At 39.0% G+C, this 19,236-nt stretch carries 13 protein-coding genes; 10 read left to right on the forward strand and 3 right to left on the reverse strand.

Features of this window, described 5'->3' with window-relative positions; all coding sequences use genetic code 11:
• Positions 1 to 113: 113 nt before the first annotated feature.
• The 4 genes from I6N95_RS11070 to I6N95_RS11085 all read left to right on the forward strand — a co-directional run bounded on the left by I6N95_RS11070 (position 114) and on the right by I6N95_RS11085 (position 5,773).
• The gene (locus I6N95_RS11070; RefSeq protein WP_209527590.1) at positions 114 to 1,331 is read left to right on the forward strand and encodes a pyridoxal phosphate-dependent aminotransferase; all 1,218 of its coding nucleotides are present in this window, start codon (positions 114 to 116) and stop codon (positions 1,329 to 1,331) included.
• Between the two features lie 506 nt (positions 1,332 to 1,837).
• Positions 1,838 to 2,677: a helix-turn-helix domain-containing protein gene (locus I6N95_RS11075; protein WP_209527592.1), complete on the forward strand. Its 840-nt coding sequence runs from the start codon at positions 1,838 to 1,840 to the stop codon at positions 2,675 to 2,677.
• A gap of 119 nt (positions 2,678 to 2,796) precedes the next feature.
• Positions 2,797 to 3,942, forward strand: a complete 1,146-nt coding sequence (nagA, locus tag I6N95_RS11080; RefSeq protein ID WP_209527594.1) for an N-acetylglucosamine-6-phosphate deacetylase — start codon at positions 2,797 to 2,799, stop codon at positions 3,940 to 3,942.
• 166 nt (positions 3,943 to 4,108) lie between these two features.
• Complete coding sequence (locus tag I6N95_RS11085) at positions 4,109 to 5,773, forward strand: peptide ABC transporter substrate-binding protein (protein ID WP_209527596.1); 1,665 nt, start codon at positions 4,109 to 4,111, stop codon at positions 5,771 to 5,773.
• 48 nt (positions 5,774 to 5,821) lie between these two features.
• On the opposite strand, the gene I6N95_RS11090 is transcribed toward I6N95_RS11085, so the two are convergent.
• Together I6N95_RS11090 and I6N95_RS11095 are read right to left on the reverse strand one after the other, a co-directional pair.
• Positions 5,822 to 6,301, reverse strand: a complete 480-nt coding sequence (locus I6N95_RS11090; RefSeq protein ID WP_209527598.1) for a hypothetical protein — start codon at positions 6,299 to 6,301, stop codon at positions 5,822 to 5,824.
• A gap of 11 nt (positions 6,302 to 6,312) precedes the next feature.
• Positions 6,313 to 6,993 (reverse strand): DNA/RNA non-specific endonuclease, encoded by a 681-nt coding sequence (locus I6N95_RS11095; RefSeq protein WP_209527600.1) that lies wholly within the window; start codon positions 6,991 to 6,993, stop codon positions 6,313 to 6,315.
• 483 nt (positions 6,994 to 7,476) lie between these two features.
• Between I6N95_RS11095 and I6N95_RS11100 the strand changes: the two genes are divergently transcribed.
• Both I6N95_RS11100 and I6N95_RS11105 read left to right on the forward strand, forming a co-directional pair.
• Positions 7,477 to 8,136, forward strand: coding sequence for an ABC transporter ATP-binding protein (locus I6N95_RS11100; RefSeq protein ID WP_430727536.1), 660 nt, complete (start codon positions 7,477 to 7,479; stop codon positions 8,134 to 8,136).
• Between the two features lie 11 nt (positions 8,137 to 8,147).
• The gene (locus I6N95_RS11105) at positions 8,148 to 11,573 is read left to right on the forward strand and encodes an FtsX-like permease family protein (protein WP_209527602.1); all 3,426 of its coding nucleotides are present in this window, start codon (positions 8,148 to 8,150) and stop codon (positions 11,571 to 11,573) included.
• 66 nt (positions 11,574 to 11,639) lie between these two features.
• On the opposite strand, the gene I6N95_RS11110 is transcribed toward I6N95_RS11105, so the two are convergent.
• Positions 11,640 to 14,192, reverse strand: a complete 2,553-nt coding sequence (locus I6N95_RS11110) for a winged helix-turn-helix domain-containing protein (RefSeq protein ID WP_209527604.1) — start codon at positions 14,190 to 14,192, stop codon at positions 11,640 to 11,642.
• A 358-nt stretch (positions 14,193 to 14,550) separates the two neighbouring features.
• On the opposite strand from I6N95_RS11110, the gene I6N95_RS11115 reads away from it, so the two are divergent.
• From I6N95_RS11115 to I6N95_RS11130, 4 genes are read left to right on the forward strand one after another with little or no spacing between them, the layout of a single operon-like run.
• Positions 14,551 to 17,580 carry a vWA domain-containing protein gene (locus I6N95_RS11115; RefSeq protein WP_245249431.1) on the forward strand — a complete coding sequence of 1,010 codons (3,030 nt, stop codon included), beginning with the start codon at positions 14,551 to 14,553 and terminating at the stop codon, positions 17,578 to 17,580.
• Positions 17,577 to 18,086 (forward strand): signal peptidase I, encoded by a 510-nt coding sequence (locus I6N95_RS11120; RefSeq protein WP_209527608.1) that lies wholly within the window; start codon positions 17,577 to 17,579, stop codon positions 18,084 to 18,086. Before I6N95_RS11115 ends, I6N95_RS11120 begins: the two co-directional genes overlap by 4 nt.
• 16 nt (positions 18,087 to 18,102) lie before the next feature.
• Complete coding sequence (locus I6N95_RS11125; RefSeq protein ID WP_209527610.1) at positions 18,103 to 18,633, forward strand: hypothetical protein; 531 nt, start codon at positions 18,103 to 18,105, stop codon at positions 18,631 to 18,633.
• 20 nt (positions 18,634 to 18,653) lie between these two features.
• The gene (locus I6N95_RS11130; RefSeq protein ID WP_209527613.1) at positions 18,654 to 19,217 is read left to right on the forward strand and encodes a SipW-dependent-type signal peptide-containing protein; all 564 of its coding nucleotides are present in this window, start codon (positions 18,654 to 18,656) and stop codon (positions 19,215 to 19,217) included.
• The last annotated feature ends 19 nt before the right edge of the window (positions 19,218 to 19,236 follow it).

Genomic DNA, 19,236 nt, shown 5'->3' on the forward strand with positions numbered 1-19,236 from the left:
TAGTGGGTTTTTCTCTTTTTTTTCTAAAGATAACAAAAAAGTAATTGCAATTTACTGATTGTTAGTGTATTTTTAGCTATAACCAAAAAGGTGTTTACGGGAGGAAGAGGAAAATGAGAGAATTTCAAAAATCAATGAAATTAGAAGGTGTTAGTTACGACGTGCGTGGTCCTGTTCTGGAAGAAGCAGATCGAATGATTGAAGAAGGGATCAGTATTTTGAAGTTGAATACTGGGAATCCTGCTCCATTTGGTTTTGATGCTCCAAATGAAATTGTTAGAGACTTGATTATGAATGTTCGCGATTCTGAAGGTTATTCTGATTCGAAAGGAATCTTCTCTGCCCGTAAAGCGATTGAACAATACTGTCAGTTACGCGGTTTTCCCAATGTGTCAATTAATGACATCTATACTGGTAATGGGGTTAGCGAGCTAATTACCATGAGTATGCAAGGACTACTTAACAATGGCGATGAAGTGTTAATTCCTATGCCAGATTATCCTTTGTGGACGGCATCAGTCTCTTTAGCTGGGGGGACGCCTGTTCATTACATCTGTGATGAGCTAGCTGAGTGGAACCCTGATTTAGAGGATATAAGAAAAAAAGTGACTTCTAGAACCAAAGCGATTGTGGTTATTAATCCAAACAATCCAACAGGGGCCTTGTATCCGAGAGAAATACTGGAAGGGATCGCTCAAATTGCCCGAGAAAATAACTTGATTATCTACTCTGATGAAATTTATGATCGCCTTGTCATGGATGGGTTAACGCATATACCGATGGCTACCGTCGCACCAGACCTATTTGTTGTCAGTTTTAATGGCTTGTCTAAATCTCATCGGGTTGCTGGCTTCCGTTGTGGTTGGATGGTTCTAAGTGGGGAAAAACGACACGTTAAAGGGTATATCGAAGGGCTTAATATGCTAGCCTCAATGAGACTCTGCTCAAATGTGCTATCACAACAAATTATTCAAACGGCTTTAGGTGGCTACCAAAGTGCGGATGAGTTGTTGTTACCTGGAGGTCGCATTTACGAGCAGCGCGAGTTTATCTGGAGAGCTCTAAATGAGATTCCTGGAATTACAGCAGTGAAGCCAAAGGCAGCTTTTTATATTTTCCCGAAAATAGATACCAAAAAATTTAACATTCATAATGATGAACAATTTGTTTTGGATTTTTTGCATAAACACCATATTTTGATGGTTCATGGTGGTGGCTTTAACTGGTCAGAACCAGATCACTTCCGTGTTGTTTATTTACCGAAAGTAGAAGATCTGAAAGAGATGACGTCAAGCATGACTGATTTTCTAAGTAATTATCGACAAGCTTAATAAGAAAAGCTTCGCGAATCGTTGCCATTTTTCTTATTGCTTCACTTTGATGTTCTTGTCTCCATGGATTAAACCGCTAGAACATCGGCAGTACTCAGTGTTTGTTGAGATCGAAGCCTTGCGTAGTGTTTAGGCCAAGGTCATTTATCTAGTGGTTAATAAGCTAGACGCCGATTAGAGTATAGAGAAAGTTTTATACTTTCCCATAGTCTGATTAGCTTCCCAAAAGGTCGTTTTTGTCAAAATAAGTAAAAAAACTAATTTTATAAATGCTGCTATTAAAGAGTTTATAGGTAGTGTTTTTTATAAATTTTGTTATTTAATACCTTTTTGAGGATCAGTCATAGTCTAAAAAAAGACATAAAACTACTAACTGATAAGTTAGTAGTTTTTTTTGAACCTTAATTCACATATTAAGATATGCAACTATTTTTCGAAAATTGTTGATAAATTGAAAAAAAAGGATTAAAATGTGAATTAGCATATTGAAAAAAAGAGGTGTCAAAGTGTACGATTTTGGGTCGGTTATTAAAAAAATGCGGAAAGAGCGCCATTTTACGCAAAAGATGTTGGCGGAAAGTATTTGTTCCCAAAGTGTCTTAAGCCGTATTGAAAACAACGAAGAAGTACCGAATGTAGTGGTCATGCAACAATTATGTAGGCGATTGGAAGTTTCAATTGATCAAGTTTTAAATCAAGATTCAAATACGATTAAAAAAAATAATGAATGGTTGGATTTAATGACCTATTATTATCAAATAAAGCAATTTAATGAGCTAAATAAACTAGTTAGTCAAGAATATATTGTCAAGCAGTTATATTCTGATGAGGAACGGCAAAAGCATCTTTATTATTGCGCTATGTGTCTGTATCACTTAAAAGGAAATTTAGAAGGTACGTTGGAATTATTGCAAAAAAGTTTAAATTACACGTATACAACGAAGAAAAAAGTGGTTTCAGATATAGAAATATTGTTATTGAGCGAATTAGCGCGCGTTTATTTTGAATTAGGTCAAGGGGAGTTAGGTGACTTTTACTTTAAGAAAAGTGTGGCATTATTTTATACCGTTCCTGATGAGCGTTGCCAAGTCGAATTAACGAAAATATTTTATAACGCTGCCGCTGCTTGTATTGAAGTGTCCAATTATGATTTAGCGATGGAATTGATTGATCAAGGTATTTCTTGGTCTCGTAAAAAAAATAGCTATTACTTTTTAGAAGAACTATTGATGCTTAAAGGAATTATTTTGGAGGATCACAATCAATTGGATGAAGCCATTCGCTTTGTTGAAATGGCGGAAATGTTAAAAGAAATTGCGACAAGCAAAGAGTTATTATTTAAATAATGGTATACACCAATCTTGACTTTTCTTCTGAAAGAGCGTAATTTAGATAGTATAAAAGAAGGATATCACTCTGGCTATGAATAGATAATAGTGAGAGTTATATAGAAAGAAGGATTAAGATGACAGCTTATATTAAAGCAGACAAATTCTTTTTAAAAAGTGGGGTAGTTGGTCCTGGCTATTTAGAAATAACAGCAGGTTTGTTTGGCAATGTTGTTGCGGAAATACCGGAAAATGCAGAAGTGACGGATTATAGTGGTAAATGGATTGCTCCTGGCTTAGTTGATACGCATATTCATGGGTATCTGAATCATGACGTGATGGATGCTGATGCAGACGGGCTAAAAGTGATGTCAGAAGGGCTCCTTTCATGTGGTGTGACCTCTTATTTACCGACAACCTTAACATCATCTCGTGAGCTGCTAACGAAAGTTGCTAAAACAATTGGAGATACATATCAAGAGGTTCAGGGAGCAAAAATTCAAGGCATTTATTTTGAAGGCCCATTTTTCACTGAGAAATACAAAGGGGCACAAAATCCTGGGTATTTTTTGGACCCTAGTTTAGAGGTGTTTAATGAGTGGCAGGAAGCCTCTGGTGGTATTATTAAAAAAATCGCCTTGGCACCGGAGCGTGAAGGTGTCACAGAATTTGTTGAAACTGTGACGAAACAAGGGGTTGTCGTCGCGTTGGGGCATAGCGATGCAACTTTAGTTGAAGCGCAAAAAGCAGTCGAAGCAGGGGCGAGCGTTTTTGTTCATGCTTTTAATGGGATGCGTGGTCTTCATCATCGAGAACCAGGAATGGTTGGGGCGACTATGACATTGCATGACGTCTATGCTGAGTTGATTTGTGATGGACACCACGTTCACAAAAATGCTATGGATGTGTTAGTCAAGACCAAGGGGCATGATCATATTGCATTAATTACCGATTGTATGATGGCTGGCGGTATGCCTGATGGTAATTATATGTTGGGTGAATTCCCCGTTGTCGTTGCCGAAGGAACTGCTCGTTTAGAATCAGGAAATTTAGCTGGCAGCATCTTAAAATTAAAAGAAGCCTTAAAAAATGTGGTTGATTGGGGGATGGCTACGCCAGAGCAAGCAGTGATGATGGCAAGCTTGATTCCTGCTGTAAGTTGTAATATTGATGATAAATGTGGCATGATAGCAAAAGGACGAGATGCTGATTTTATCGTTTTAACCGATAAAATGGAATTAGAAGCCACTTACTTAGACGGTAAATGTCGTTACGAAGCATAAAAAGCTGTAAAAGAAGCCTATTGAGGGTTTCTTTTTTTTTTGTTCTTAATCAGTAAACGTTTTATTTGTTTTTGGTGAGAATTTAGTGAACTTAAAATGAAAAAATGATTGAATTCCCCTTACTTTTGACGTATGATAAAAACTATATGATTAAGGGGGATTTTATATGAAAAAGAAAAAAATGATAAGTTCAGTGATTATTTTATCATCTGTTTTACTGTTAGGAGCTTGTGGCAGTAAAGATAAGGAAACAAGCAGTAGCTCGAAAAAAGAGAGTTCTGTTGCAGAGCAGGTTGTCAGCTTTGGCATACCACAAGAAGTTGCATCACTTGATCCGGCAACCGCAACTGATAAGGTTAGTTTCGGTTTGTTGAACCAGATTTATGAAGGTTTTTATCGAATGGACAAAGATAATCAACCGATTCCAGCAGGAGCTAAAGAATTAGCAGAGAAAAGTGATGACGGATTAACATACACCCTAACCTTAAGAGACGATGCCACATGGTCAAATGGTGACCCTGTTATCGCGGCAGATTACGTCTATGCATGGCAACGAGTTGCTGATCCAGCAACAGGATCGGAATACGCTTACCTACTTGAACCAGTTAAAAATGCTGCTGACGTAATCAAGGGTGACAAAAAGGCAAATGAATTGGGTATTGAGGCGGTCAGCGACACTGAAGTGAAAATTACCCTAGAGGTAGCTACGCCTTATTTTGAATCTTTGTTGGCCTTTCCAACCTTTTTCCCATTAAATCAAAAGTCTGTTGAAGAGTTTGGCAAGGAATTTGCGAGTAGTAGCGAAACATCTGTCTACAATGGCGCCTTTGTTTTAAGTGAGTTTGACGGTGTTGGTTCAGATCTCCAATGGTCATATTTGAAAAATGAAGATTATTGGGATGCTAAAAATGTGAAAATATCGAAAGTCAATGCTCAGGTTGTCAAAGAAGCCTCAACGGCGTTAAATTTATTTGAAGATGGCCAGTTGGATGATGTGATTATTACCGGTGAATTAGCTCAACAGTACCGTGCTGATGATAATTACGTGACGGAATCCGATGGTCGAACCATTTATGTTGATGTGAATAAAGAAAGTGACACTCAGCCTTTTGATAATGTGAATTTACGGAAAGCCTTGTCTTATGCGCTTGATGGCGAGGCCATCGTTAATAATGTTTTAGGCGATGGGTCAACAGTTTCAACCGGGATCGTCCCACGGGAACTGGCAACAAATCCAGTGACTAAAAAAGATTTTGTTGAGGATTCTGGTGTTTATAAACAGTTTGATGAAGAAAAAGCCAAAGACTACTTTGAAAAGGCTAAAAAAGAATTAAATGTTGAAACTGTGACTTTTGATATTATGACAGACGACAATGATTCTACTAAAAAGATCGCTGAATATATGCAAGGTGCATATAAAGATGTATTGGGAATTAAGACCACTGTGACACCTGTGACAAAACCAATCCGTCTTGATCGGACAAGTGCTGGCGATTACGATATGGTGTTAACTGGTTGGGGAGCTGATTACAACGATCCTGGATCATTCTTAGATCTTTTTGTTACTGGAAATCCTTATAACCGTGGCCGTTACGCAAATCCGGCTTATGATGAGCTGATTAAAGAAGCGTCAATCAAAAATGGCAATGATTTAGAGGCTAGATGGCAAAATTATTTAGATGCCGAAAAATTATTGTTGGAAACAGACGCAGGTATTATTCCAGTCTATCAAGTTGTGGAAGGCCATTTACGTAATCCTAAAATGAAAGGTTACGTTTCTCATACTGCAGGTGCTTCTTATGATTACAAAGATATGTATTTGGAAGATTAAATGATTAAAAAAGCAACTCCTTGACCAATAGGTTGAGGAGTTGCTTTTCTATTTAAAGAAGCGTGACAAAAAGCCCTTTTTATGTTCAGTTGTTCCTTCATCCTCAGTTGGAATGATGATCGCTTCATCTTCTCCTTCAGGTAAAGTGGCGGTTGGTAAGATTGTCGAGTTTAATTGCTGCTCTTCGTAGTCAACAAAAAAATCAATCAGTGGCAGTTCAAAAACTTCGATATCTGATGTCACTAAACTCTTAGGGATGACATAGGTTCGCTGGTCATTGGCTAAGATAAAATCACCGTCAATCGTCATTGCGACAACTTTAGTTGCCGGGTCAAAATAATCAGGGGAGAGGGTGATGTCGGATTGAAGTTCCACGACATTGGTGTTGAAAATCCGAACGATTCGCTCTTGATCAAGTAGGAAGTAATCGTCGTATTGGAAAATACGTCGATCATCGAAGTGCTTGATAAAGGTATCGACGGTTTTATCTTTTAACAGATGCTGTAACGTCACAAAAACTTGCTGCATAAGAGGACCTCCTATTTTAGGTTTAAGATACTAACATTAAAGTTAATTGTACCACTTTTTTCGATACTTTGGGCTTCCATGTGGATTTCCTTTGGCATTAGGTCACTTTCATTATAGATCGGTGTTACTCGGTAACGGACTGTCTCACCGCTGTCAACAGCCTGGCGAATTTGGTTTTCAAATTCGGTCATCATTGGGCTGTTGACTGGTGTTTGATAGAGTGTCACTAAATTTTGGCGATCATCACCACTACCACCAAATTGTCGTCCGATGAGATGGCCTCTTGAATGACCGTGGGGTTCGAGTCCGGAAATAAATCCTGGAGGACGAACATCTCGGTTAGCCTTGGTTCCCGTATTAATCATTTTTTTAGTGATTAAGGCATTGGCTTCTGTTGGTCGCTCCAATCCATCTAGTTTACCATAGGTAATCCATCCAGTACTAGAAGGCGTTAGTTCTTCTTGAGTAAAAGTTGCTAGGCCGTGGTCAATGGGCCCAGGATTTTCACCAGTTTCTGACGCTGGTTTTTGATTAGGGTATTTTTCAACCGTTTTAGGAGTTTCGACCCCAAAGTAATCTTGTAATATTTCGGGCACCTGAATGCCAAGAGCACCTAGAAATAGTAATCCCAAAATAATAATGGTCGTGATTGTTGGATTAAGCTTTGGTGTGTTCTTTTTTCTTTTCGCCATTATTTCCTACTTTCTGTTGTTGGCTATTTATCAATGGGAATTTTCTTACGAAAACAGTAGTTCCCATCAATTTTTCCATCAATAGGTATTATACGAAATTTTGGAGAAGAACTCAAAGAAAACTTCCAAGGAATAATTCAAAGATTTTTCATAGGTTGAAAAGTAAACTATGTTAAAATAGAACATGTATGTGATTTGGCTGAGAAGTTTGTTATTAAGTATCTAATAGTGAATAAGTTTAAATGATTAGATTAAGATAAAGTGACTAAAAAAAACGTGACAGGACGTTTTCGTGATCGGTTTTAAAAGATCAGGATAAAGGACTTGATAAGCAAGTGGAGAAGCGATTTGCAGTAAATAACCTTCCATTACAGCAAATACTAAATGCTAAAGACCTTAGCGTTGAAAGAGCGAACCGATAAGAAAGAGGAGTGTGGCGCAGTGAGCTATGTTGAGTTATCAGGTGTTTTTAAACGGTATAAGATGGGAGAAACAACCATTACTGCTAATAATGATATTAATTTTTCTATCGAAAAAGGTGAATTTGTTGTTATTTTAGGACCAAGTGGTGCTGGTAAGTCTACAGTTTTAAATATTTTAGGTGGTATGGATACTTGTGATGAAGGGCAAATAATGGTTGATGGAACAGATATTGCCCAGTTTAATGATCGCAAATTAACGACTTACCGCCGCTTAGATGTCGGTTTTGTTTTTCAGTTTTACAATTTAGTTCCTAATTTAACGGCGAAAGAAAATGTCGAATTGGCTTCACAGATCTCTCCCAATGCCTTAGATGTTGATTATGTGTTGCAGCAAGTTGGCTTGGAAGAACGGAAGGTGAACTTCCCGGCTCAATTATCTGGTGGAGAGCAGCAGCGTGTGGCAATTGCGAGAGCTCTCGCAAAAAATCCTAAACTTTTGCTTTGTGATGAGCCAACTGGCGCACTGGATTATGAAACAGGTAAACAGATTTTGAAACTATTGCAAGATAGTTGTCGTAATACGGGAACCACGGTCATTGTTATTACCCATAATTCAGCTATCGCACCGATGGCCGACCGGGTCATTAGGATTAATGATGCACGTGTTAGAAGTGTGGAACTTAATCCAGAACCAATTTCAGTGGAAAATATTGAGTGGTAGGACGTGAAAGAATGAAGAAGAGAGCTTTGCGCAAATCAATCATGCGAGAAATATTTCAGTCAAAAGCGCGTTTCCTTTCGATACTCGGGATAATCTTACTTGGAGTTTGTTTTTATGCAGGAATTAAAGCGACGGGGCCAGTGATGATCGAGTCAGCTGACCGCTACTTTACTGAAAAGAATTTGATGGATGGAAAAATCATTTCAACGATGGGAATCACAGAGACCGATTTAGATCTGTTAGAAAAGGATCAAGCAGTCGAGGTCGTTCAACCGGGATACAGTCAAGATATTAACATGGTTAGTGACAATCGAGTGGTTCGTTTTTATTCCTTGCCAGAAAAAAAGAAGCATAATCTTAACGAATTTAAAGTGATTAAAGGACATTTGCCAGAGAAAAAGGGTGAAATCGCACTGGATAGTTTGGCAGAGCTATATGGTGAATATAAACTTGGTGATACGTTAACAATTCAGGGGGATAAAGAGTCTCTTGATAATTTTAATCAAACAGAGTATCAAGTGGTTGGGTTTGTGAATTCGCCGATGTTTATTGAAAATATGACTCGGGGGAATACTCAAGTGGGCAAAGGTTCCATTGATTATTTTGCCGTTATCCCAGAAGCAAATTTTGATATGGAAACCTATACGGAGGTTTATTTTACGTATAAAGGGACGCGTGACTTGCAAGCCTATTCTACGGCTTATAATAAAGAAGTGGCGGCCGGGATTAAGGGTGTTAAGAAAAATTTTAAAACGCGACCGGCTGACCGCTTGGCCGAAATAAAAAAAGAAGCAGCAGAGCCAATTACTCAGGCTAAAAAAGAACTAGCTGATGGCGAGAAACAGTTAAAAAAAGCCCAAAGTGAACTGGAAAAGGGACGCGCTGACTTAGATCAGGGACAAGTCGATTTAGCGAATGCCGAGGTCCTTTATCAACAAGAAATTGCAAATGGTGAAGCGAAATTAGCTAGTAGTTCTCAAGAGCTCAGCAATGGTCAGGCTGAATTAGCCGTTCAAGAACAGAATTTAGGGGCAGCTCAACAAACCCTAGCTACGTCGAAAGCGCAATTGGATCAAGCAGAGCAACAAATGCGGGCACAAGGGATTGAGCCTTGGATGGAGATTGCCACACTTCAAGGCCAAATCTCTAATTTGCAACAGTTCGCTGGTTATTTGACTAGCATAGCGAACGATATGGTCGCAACTGCGACTGACACGCCGGATGGTGAGGTAATACCAGCTGATAAATTGAGTCAATGGAGTGGCTCTCTGGTTAACTCTTATGTGGATTTAAGTCAAATTTCTACTGCTATTATGGCTGTTTCTGGGGTACCGATGACGCCGGAAACACGGCCAATGATTATAGGTGTTGCGCCTCAGTTGAGTCAAGCTGCTGCTGGAATTGCCAGTCAAACTGGGCCATTAGAGCAATTGATTAATACGTTAGTCCCTCTCCAGCAAGGTTATGCAGAATACCAGTCAGGTTTAGCTCAGTATCAAGCGGGTGTTGCTCAGCTTGAAGCCGCACGAATTCAGCTTGCTGAAGGTCAAGTGAGTTTAAATCAAGGGTATGCGCAGTTGGAGCAAGCTAAAATTGAAGGTCAGGCACAGCTTGCTGAGGGGCGTCAGAAATTGATTGATGCAGAAGCCAAAATTAAAGATGGTGAAGCATCTCTCACAACTGAATCAGCAAAACTTGCTGATGGGAAAAAAGAATTGGCTGAAAAAGAAAAGGCGTTGGCTGATTTAAAGGAACCCGATTATTTCTATCTTGATCGGGAAGACAATCCTGGGTATTCTGAATATCACGAGAATTCAAAACGTATTTCTTCAATTGCAACTGTTTTCCCAGTGTTTTTCTTTATGATTGCGGCGCTAGTTAGTTTGACAACCATGACCAGAATGGTCGATGAAAAGCGTGGTGAGATCGGTGCCTTAAAAGCGTTAGGTTATACCAATTGGGAAATTTCGCAAAAGTACATTGTTTACGCCACTGCCGCTAGTTTAATCGGTAGTATACTAGGCTTGTTAATTGGTTTTAATGTTTTTCCGCGAGTGATTATCGATGCGTATGGCTCTCTCTATAATTTGCCGTCAGCGGGAACGGTTTATTATGCCAGTTATTCAATCCAATCAATTATCGTTGCCTTAATGTGTACGTTAATTTCGTCAATGGTTGTTTTACGATATGATTTATTCAGCACACCGGCTACCTTAATGAGACCCAAAGCACCAAAGGCTGGTCAGCGGATATTTTTAGAGCGATTAACTTTTATTTGGAAGCGACTGAGCTTTAATCATAAGGTAACAGCACGCAACTTATTCCGCTATAAACAGCGGATGTTTATGACAGTTTTTGGGATTGCTGGCTGTATGGCGTTGATTATTACCGGATTTGGCGTTCGTGATTCTATCTCCGATGTGGTGTCCATTCAATTTAGTAAGTTGTGGCACTATCAAGGAATTGTGACGTATAATGATGAGGCAACGAAAGAAGAAACGGCTGCTTATGAAGCTGACGTTAAAAATGTACCTGGCTTGGACAAGCGATTGGTGTTGTCGCAACAATTCATGCGGGTCATGGAAAAAGGGAAAACAACTCAGACGGTTACCCTTGATGTTCCCAAAGAGACTAAATATCTGGCTGATTTTGTTCTGTTTAACGATCGAAAATCAGGTGAGGTGTATAAATTAACGGATCAAGGGGCTATTATTAATGAGAAGCTAGCTAAGATGTTTAAACTGAAAGTCGGAGACACTTTCGAATTGACAGACAGCGATAATCGTAAATTTCCAGTTAAAATAGCGAATATTGTTGAAAATTATGCCATGCATTTTGTTTATATGACACCTAGTTATTATCAGCAAGTTTTTGAAAAAGAACCAGAATACAATTCAGAATTATTGTTGTTTGATGATAAACCGTCAAGCAAAGAAGAAGACAAGATATCTGCAAGCTTGATGGAAAATGAGCAAGTTGTGAATGTTAGTTTCCTGAGTCAAACGAGTAAAGCGATGGACGATACGATTGATAGTTTGACTATTGTTGTTTGGGTGTTGATTATTTCAGCGGGTACGTTGGCGTTTATCGTGTTGTATAACTTAACCAATATCAACGTATCAGAACGGATTCGTGAATTATCGACGATTAAGGTTCTAGGGTTCTATAATAATGAAGTGACGATGTATGTCTATCGTGAGAATAATATTTTGACGGTACTGGGGATTTTAATCGGCTGTGTTGCGGGGAAACTGTTGCATGGCTTCGTACTGGAAACGGCTGAAGTTGATATGCTGATGTTTTCCCCGACGATTCACGGAATGAGTTATCTGTATTCGGCCCTCTTAACTCTTTTATTTTCATTAATTGTCATGTGGGTGATGCATCGTAAATTGCGAAATGTGGACATGATTGAAGCGTTAAAATCAACAGAATAGTGAAAAGGACGATTCCCATGGTGGGAGTCGTCCTTTTTTTTTGAGCCGTTTACTGCAACTTTGCGATTAAGCAATGACCTTGAGTTCTTTTGCTTTTAAGACAGCTTCTTTGCTGTTGTTAACCCCTAATTTTTGATAAGCCAAGTTGACGTGAGCGCGGATGGTATTAATTGACAAACCTGTTATTTCAACTATTTCATTAAATTTATGACCAGCCGCCAATAGTTCGACCATTTTCAGTTGTTGTTTTGATAAACGGACTGATTCGGTGGAGAGAGGTGGTAATATCCCCGAGCGTTTTAATGAAACTTGAGTTGCTGCAAGGATAATTTCATTTAAATAATGTTGAAACTCTTTTGATGGCGCGTTGAATTGGCTAAGTTGATTTTTCAATTTTTTTAAAATCGGTAAAATTGCTGCCCCTTCGTCTGCAAAAATTCGAATAAAATGGAATGGTAGGCTTTTATTGAGAGTTTCTTCGATTATTTTGATGGCTTGTTTTTGATTGCCAAGTCGCCAGTAAATGATGCCTTGCAAAACCATTACTTCTGCTTCATCAGCTGGCCGTTTAAATTCTTGAGTGTAACGGAGGAGACGTTCTGTCAATAGAATGGCTTCATGTCGATTATCCAATAGAATGTGTGCCCTAATGGTTGTTAAGTGTTGGTAGAGTTTATAGACTTCGATTTGCGAGAATTCTGTTACATAGTAACTGTCTAGCCAGGCCTTTGCTTTCTTTTTATCTCCTTCCCATATGGCCAGTCGAGAAGTGAAGGCAGAAAAGTTAGGGTATAAATAATAGTTATTGGTTTCTTTTAACCAGTGCTTTAGTGTATCTTTTCGTTCTTGAAAGTAGATGCCTTCCTCTTTTAAATAGTGAAGCTGAAGTAAATGCATAGAGATGGAAAAATAGAATTCTGGCGTGGAGTTTTCGTCAACTTTAGCATAAGCTTGATAAATGAATTGTGAAGCAGTCAAGATATCGTTGCGTTCAAGCTGCAGACCGCCATAAACACAATCAAGTGTTGCAGTAGCCTGATCCTGTAACAGTTCTTCGAAATGGGGACGAACTGCTATGAAAGTGGCTTCATCAGATAATTCAGAATAATCGAGTAAGCCGCGGTGTAGAAATGGTAGTTGGAGAGTGAGAGAGAGTTCTTTATTCGTCTCAGGTTTCACTGGTTGTTCAGGCAAGCTGAAAACATTTGAGATGGAAATAATCTTTTCCAACAAACTTTGCCGTGGGTCAAGACCTAAAATTAAAATTATTTCTGGTATAAAAGAAGGCGCTGCTATGGCAATTTTTTCGAATTGCAATAAAAGTTGGTCAACGTGTTGCGTCATTTTTATTCCTTGGCCTGTTAAGTAATAGTACCATGCAGGAATAATATGAAAGACCGGCTCTCGCTCATAGATGGAGAGAGGTAGATTTTGTGCTTGAAATTTGAGGACGGTATCCACATATTCCTCAATACTGGTCTTGTAATTAACGTATTGAGTATCATTCATCAGACTAGCAACCATTAAATCTTCATCAAGACTATTGATAGCGGCTTGTCTGGCGTTAAAGATATCACCAACTTCTAGATAGTAACGAGTCAATAGTTGATAAAGTGACGAAACATTGAGATGCTGGGCTGATTGAAGTTTACAACTCAAAAAATCTTGAAAAAGTTGATGAAAACGATATGTATTTTCATTAGTTTGATGAATCAGCATACTTTGGGAAGACAGCTCTGCTAACAATGCCTCGCTGTCAGCATTTCCAGTTATTAGTCGCGCAATGGCTGGTGTGATCTCATTGACAGTTGATAGTTTTAGTAAAAAATCCTGAGTGCTTGCAGGCCATTTATCCCACATTTGCCGCTCAATAAACATGGCCAGACGGTTGCTTTGATTTAAGGGGGCGGTCAATAGAACCGGATTGGCTGCTAAAGATTGAATGGCGATCGGCCAACCATCTGTTTGTGAGAAAATGGTGGTGATTTCTTCATTAGAAGCCTTTTTTCCTATTAACTGGTAAAAATTGAGAATTTCCTCCTTGGTGAATGCCAAGTCACTGGCTGTTAGTTTAAGAATCTTATCCGAACTATAATGTTCTTCTATTTCCAAAGGCAAGGCCGCTCGACTGAGCAGGATAATCTTTGTTGACAATGATAGGCGTTTTAACACAAAAGGAAGTGACTTTAATATTTTAGGATTGGTAATAAAATGGAAATCATCTAGAACCATCGTGTAAGGTTGTTCTTCTGTCTTAAAAGCTGAAAGGGCTAGAATCATAAATTCAACAGGCGATGAGGGAAAGTCAGAATGATTGACGATATTTGCTAGAGCATGATTATCAGATTGAGCGCCTAAAAGTGCTTGGCTACAAAGTTTATAAAACAAGGTAGGCAGGTTGTCATATTCATCTAATGACACCCATAAAACAGGCTCTTTCCGATGATTTAGCCAATGGACAGTTGAACTCGTTTTTCCGTAGCCACCAGGGGCTTGAAAATGAATAATACGTTTATCATCTGCATCATTGAGCGAGCGGATAATATGGTGACGGGGTAAAAAATTAGTTGGTAATGTTTCGAACAGTAGTTTTTCATTTTGTATATACTTTTTATCCATCTTATAACTACCTCCCTGTAGTATAAACATGTGTGTCATTAGCTTTGGAAACAAAGCATCTTGTTATGATGAATTATATCTAACTTATTAAAAAAAGAACACATTTTTGAATCATAAAAACTGCATAAAGTGTATTATAGGGATGTTTTTAAAGTGAAAACCTCACCTTTTTTCTAAAAAAATAACGTTAAATAACGAATTGTCAGACTATTGTGAAAATAATAATTAAGCGAAACCTAACTGTCAGGTGATTGTGAGAGTTAGGTCTTTTTTTTACACTTAGGGTAGTTATCGTCAGAGAAGGCGAGCTTAACTAACAGTAGCCGGTACAAGTACACAGGAGAATGGAGTGAAGAAGATGAAGAGACAAGTCAATCTCATGGTGAAACTGTTGGTCATGTTGACATTGACACTACAATTAATGCCTTTCAGTGTGGTAGCCGAAACTTTGGCACAAACTCCAACAGCTGCGACGACTGAAAATGTGGAGGGGATTGAACAATTAAAAGGAGTAGAATTACAAAGCTATTTAGCAACGTTGACTGAGGTTGAACGTCATCAGATTGAAGCAGAGTTAACCGAGGAACAATTAAGTAGTTTAGCGGCGTTGAAGGAAACGACTGGCGAGCAAACAGATGGGGATCAGGGCGTTATTAATGAGGTGAGCCAAGATTCTGAGCAACTTCCTGTGCTAAGTGACAGTCAACCCACTAGTGACATCCAAACCTTTGACACGAGTTCATCACAAGTTGAAACAAGCACAAGTGATGCGAGTCAAGGTGAAGAACCTTATATAGGTGCTGCGGCCAATTTTTTAAGCGCTGGCCCTTTATCTACAACCTTGGCTGCTGCAGATACTAATTTAGTCTTAAACAAAACAGCTACGTATAATGAGGCTCAAAAAGCAGTTGATTTTCAATTGGAAGCTTATGCGAAGGGGGAAGTTGTCACAAGTAGCTCTCAAGTGGATGTGGTTTTTGTCTTAGATGTGTCTTTAAGTATGGACGACACTTTTTCAAATAAAGTGACGAAATTGGCTGCATTAAAAACAGCGGTAACCAATTTTGCAGATTCAATGAAAGAGTCACAAACAAAACTGGGAACAGGTCAATATCATACTATGCGACTTGTAACTTATGCCAGAAATGCTGCGACCTATCCAACCACATATAGAACGGATAATAGCGCAAATGTGACCAACTTTAAAAATACGGTTAATGGGTTATCGACTGCTAGCGCAACTAGGCAGGATAGAGGTCTTGCAAATGCTGAAGAAGTCGTTATATCAAATAAAAAGGTCCCTAATCGTAACGCCAATCAAGTTGTTATATTGTTTACTGATGGTGAGCCGGCCGATAATAACGCGACTGTCTCGCAAATTGCCGGTGGGGCGGTCAATACGGCTAGGCGAATCAAGCAGGAATTAGGCGCCACAATTTATAGTATTGGGATCCAGAACAATGCTAATCCAACGATTGTCGGGTCGCAAGATGTCCCTAATAGTATGCTAAATGGAATTTCCAGTAACTATCCTAAAGCAACAGTTTCTAATATTAATAATTATCAGGGGACGCTCTTTTTAGATAGTGTTAACCCCAAAGGAGCGAACTATTATCTAACGACAACAACTGCTGGTGGTTTATCAAGCATTTTCCAATCGATTGCCACTGAAATTGGTAAAATTGACAACCTAACCATTCGGGATGTGCTAACGGAAGAGCCTTTCTTTTCCAGTTCAACGACTGCAATTGACTTAAGCACGGTAAAAGTTTACAAGGCTTGGACTTATGCTCCCTCTTTAGTACCGATTTCCAATGCAGTGGTGGCATATGGAATCAATACGAAAACAGTGGATGTCAAAAATGTTAATTTAGATCCCGTTATTTTTAATGGCAGTACGCCAACGGAAGCCACCAAAAACAATAAAGTGATTATTCGCTTTTCGGTTAAAGTTCAAGAAGACTTTATGGGAGGCAATCAGGTTATCACGAATGAAGGGATTTCAGGAGCGTATACCACAAGTGATGGTGTCGAGCAATTGGTGAAAGTATTTGATATCCCGAAAGTTAATATTCCGCTGAAAGATGCTGGCATTAAGGCCAAAGATCAAAAAATCTATTTAGGCAATAGCGCTCAAGTTGGTAATTTTTATACCAATCTTGCAAAACTCAATGGTAAAAACAATCGCTATGTTAATGTGACGTATAAAATAGAAAAAGGCGCCAGTGTTTTAGCTGAAAAAACTATTCCAGCAGGAACCGCTTTTCAAGATGCGCTGTTTGATTCTATTCGAAATGAAACAGAAGATGTGATTTATAAAGTCAGTTATGCCGTAGTACCAGCACTTTCAGCTACACCAAGTGTTGTGTCACTCAATAAATCGGAGAATGTGAATGTCTATGTCTTTAACCCGCTCCTAGCAGCACCGGATCGTCATATCTATTTAACTAATAGCGTGAACATCAACGATAAATTACCTGTCATTACGGAATGGCAACATCCAAAGGCTGCCACGTTGACTCAGCTTGATTTTACTGGAACGGCTCCATCTGTAACAGGGGCCAAAGCTGCTTCTATGGATTTGCTGACTGAAGAAGTTGTCAATGGCAGTCTTAATGAAGTGACTTTGTCAAATAACGCTAAATTTAATCCTTCGTTAGGTTTTAAAGTCTATGTATTTAGACCTGAAATTACTAGTTCCAATAAACAAATTGAATTAGGTGACAGTACAACCTTACAAGAGCGAAAGGTTAAGACTTCTTGGAAAAATACGAAGACGACTTCGACCGTCATCGAAGGAACGGAACCAGTTGTATCTGCAGAACCTCAGAAAGTAGGCAGTTCCCAGATTGAACCGGCGATTGTCAGTCCAAGCGAGACAACGAATTATGCTTGGTTAGTAAAGGCTAATAATCAAAATGTTAGTCAGTATACTAGTCACGTAAACGCTGATTACGGCACTACTCCGAAACCAGCAGGTGCTCACTTTACGATTTATGTGGCGACGAGCCGTTTGACGATTAAAAAGGATGTCATAGCCAACGGCCCAAGAACTTTCGGAGATGAAACATTCTTATTTGAAATCACTTGGAGAAACGGTCAAAAGGTTGAAGTTTATTATCAAACGATCACACTAAACGAGAATCAAACTTCTGGTCAAACAACGCTGATGGAATTGAAAGCAGGTACTTATAGTATTAAGGAAATAAGTGAGTGGTCCAGTCGTTATGAGGCAGATACTAAACAAAAAGATATTCAAATTAGTAGCAAGAATCCAGGCACAGCGACATTTAAGAATACCCTTAAGAATACGAAGTGGTTGAGTCATGAAACGAAAGCAGTGAATCAGTATAACCCAGTGCCGAAGAAACGAGCTGATGTCAGGTGACTAAATTAATCAATCAACTTGGCTCATTACTAGTATTGGCATTAGCATTGTTAACGTTCTTCTTCTTTATAGGAAGAACCCAGGGAAGGGGGGCGTTTATCGTCCTTTCAGGCTCCATGGAGCCTGCTTATCCCGTCGGTGGCGTCGTCTTTACCAAACCATTAAATTTTTCTGAACTAACAGTTGGAGATGCCATTACCTTTCGAAGTCAAGGAAAAGACAATAAAGTGGTGACGCATCGTATTATTGAGATCAATCAGCAGGAAGGTTTTGCTAGAACTCAAGGGGATGCCAACAAAGTTCCTGATGGGCAAGTTGTCTTACCTAAAGATATCATTGGCAAGGTAACCAGCGGGGTCCCTTATCTCGGTTATGGCCTAGTTTTTTTACAGAGTCATTTAGGTAAGTGGCTAATGTTAATGATCGTGATAAGTAGTCTAATAATTTATGTGATTCGTCGATTTATTCTGACAAAAAAATCGACTATAACAGAAGTTAAAGTATGAGATGGGAGGAGATGAAATGAACAAGCAGTCCAAATGGCGACTAATGTTAATCGTGATATTCGTATCGGGCGGTTTACTATTAGTCAATAAGACTCAAGCTTGGCTGTTAGCAAAAACAGATGAGCGGGCTAATCAATTTACAGTAGGTAAGGTAACTCACGAAATTGAGGAAAAGTTTGATAAAAACTTAAAAACAGATGTGAAAATTACGAATACGGGTAACACGACAGCTTTTGTTCGAGTGAAAATTATTCCCCAGTGGCTGGATAAAACTGGCAATAACAGTGTGGGATTGGTGGCAACTGATACCTATGACATCGTTTTTAATGAAGTGAATTGGTTTGAAAAAGATGGTTTTTGGTATTGCCGTCAACCAGTAATGAGTGGTGAACAAACGGCTGTCTTGGTGAAATCGGCTAAACCTAAGGAGCAATTAGCTGAGGCGTATCAGGAGAAACTCTTCAATTTAGAAGTTATCACACAAAGTGTTCAGTCGTCACCAATTGAAGCAGTAATGGAATTATGGGGCGTAGACCCTAGTAACTAAAAAACTTGGAGGTAATTAACATGACAAACAATCGGAAAAAAATCGCAGGGTTATTAACAATTGGTTTATTATTATTAGTTGGAATTGCAGGCACATTCGCTTATTTAACAGATAAAACAGCACCTAAAGTCAACACGTTTACAGTTGGGAAAGTGGGAATTACCTTAACTGAACCTAAATGGGACGCAGCAACTAATCATAAAATCATCCCAGGAGCAGTTTTAGAGAAAGACCCAACAATCACTGTGACAGCGAACAGCGAGACGGCCTACGTCTTTGCTGAACTAGCGTTTACAGATAGTCTTGCTAAATATGAGTCGGCGGTGACCATTAATTATAGCTCTGATTGGACGCTCTTGAAAACCGATGGAAACAAGAAAATTTATGTGTATAAAACAACGGTACCAACTAAAAGCACTGATACAGTATTAGCTCCTGTCTTTGGTCAGTTGACATTTGCTAATACGTTAACAGCAGCTAGTCTTGAAGAATTGAAAACAGCTCAACTAACCGTTACAGGCTATGCAATTCAAGCATCAGGTTTTGCCGACGCAACGGCAGCATGGAGCGAAGTATCTAAATGATAACTGCCCACAAAACAGC

The sequence above is a fragment of the Vagococcus allomyrinae genome, from assembly GCF_017829975.1.
GTDB classification, from domain to species: Bacteria; Bacillota; Bacilli; order Lactobacillales; family Vagococcaceae; genus Vagococcus_D; species Vagococcus_D allomyrinae.

Bases quoted from the DNA above. Each gene is read 5' to 3' on its own strand.
- I6N95_RS11130 (WP_209527613.1), top strand. From the start codon at position 18,654: ATGACAAACAATCGGAAAAAAATCGCAGGGTTATTAACAATTGGTTTA.
- I6N95_RS11100 (WP_430727536.1), top strand. From the start codon at position 7,477: ATGGGAGAAACAACCATTACTGCTAATAATGATATTAATTTTTCTATC.
- nagA (WP_209527594.1), top strand. From the start codon at position 2,797: ATGACAGCTTATATTAAAGCAGACAAATTCTTTTTAAAAAGTGGGGTA.
- I6N95_RS11125 (WP_209527610.1), top strand. From the start codon at position 18,103: ATGAACAAGCAGTCCAAATGGCGACTAATGTTAATCGTGATATTCGTA.
- I6N95_RS11090 (WP_209527598.1), bottom strand. From the start codon at position 6,301: ATGCAGCAAGTTTTTGTGACGTTACAGCATCTGTTAAAAGATAAAACC.
- I6N95_RS11105 (WP_209527602.1), top strand. From the start codon at position 8,148: ATGAAGAAGAGAGCTTTGCGCAAATCAATCATGCGAGAAATATTTCAG.
- I6N95_RS11070 (WP_209527590.1), top strand. From the start codon at position 114: ATGAGAGAATTTCAAAAATCAATGAAATTAGAAGGTGTTAGTTACGAC.
- I6N95_RS11085 (WP_209527596.1), top strand. From the start codon at position 4,109: ATGAAAAAGAAAAAAATGATAAGTTCAGTGATTATTTTATCATCTGTT.
- I6N95_RS11110 (WP_209527604.1), bottom strand. From the start codon at position 14,192: ATGGATAAAAAGTATATACAAAATGAAAAACTACTGTTCGAAACATTA.
- I6N95_RS11115 (WP_245249431.1), top strand. From the start codon at position 14,551: ATGAAGAGACAAGTCAATCTCATGGTGAAACTGTTGGTCATGTTGACA.
- I6N95_RS11095 (WP_209527600.1), bottom strand. From the start codon at position 6,993: ATGGCGAAAAGAAAAAAGAACACACCAAAGCTTAATCCAACAATCACG.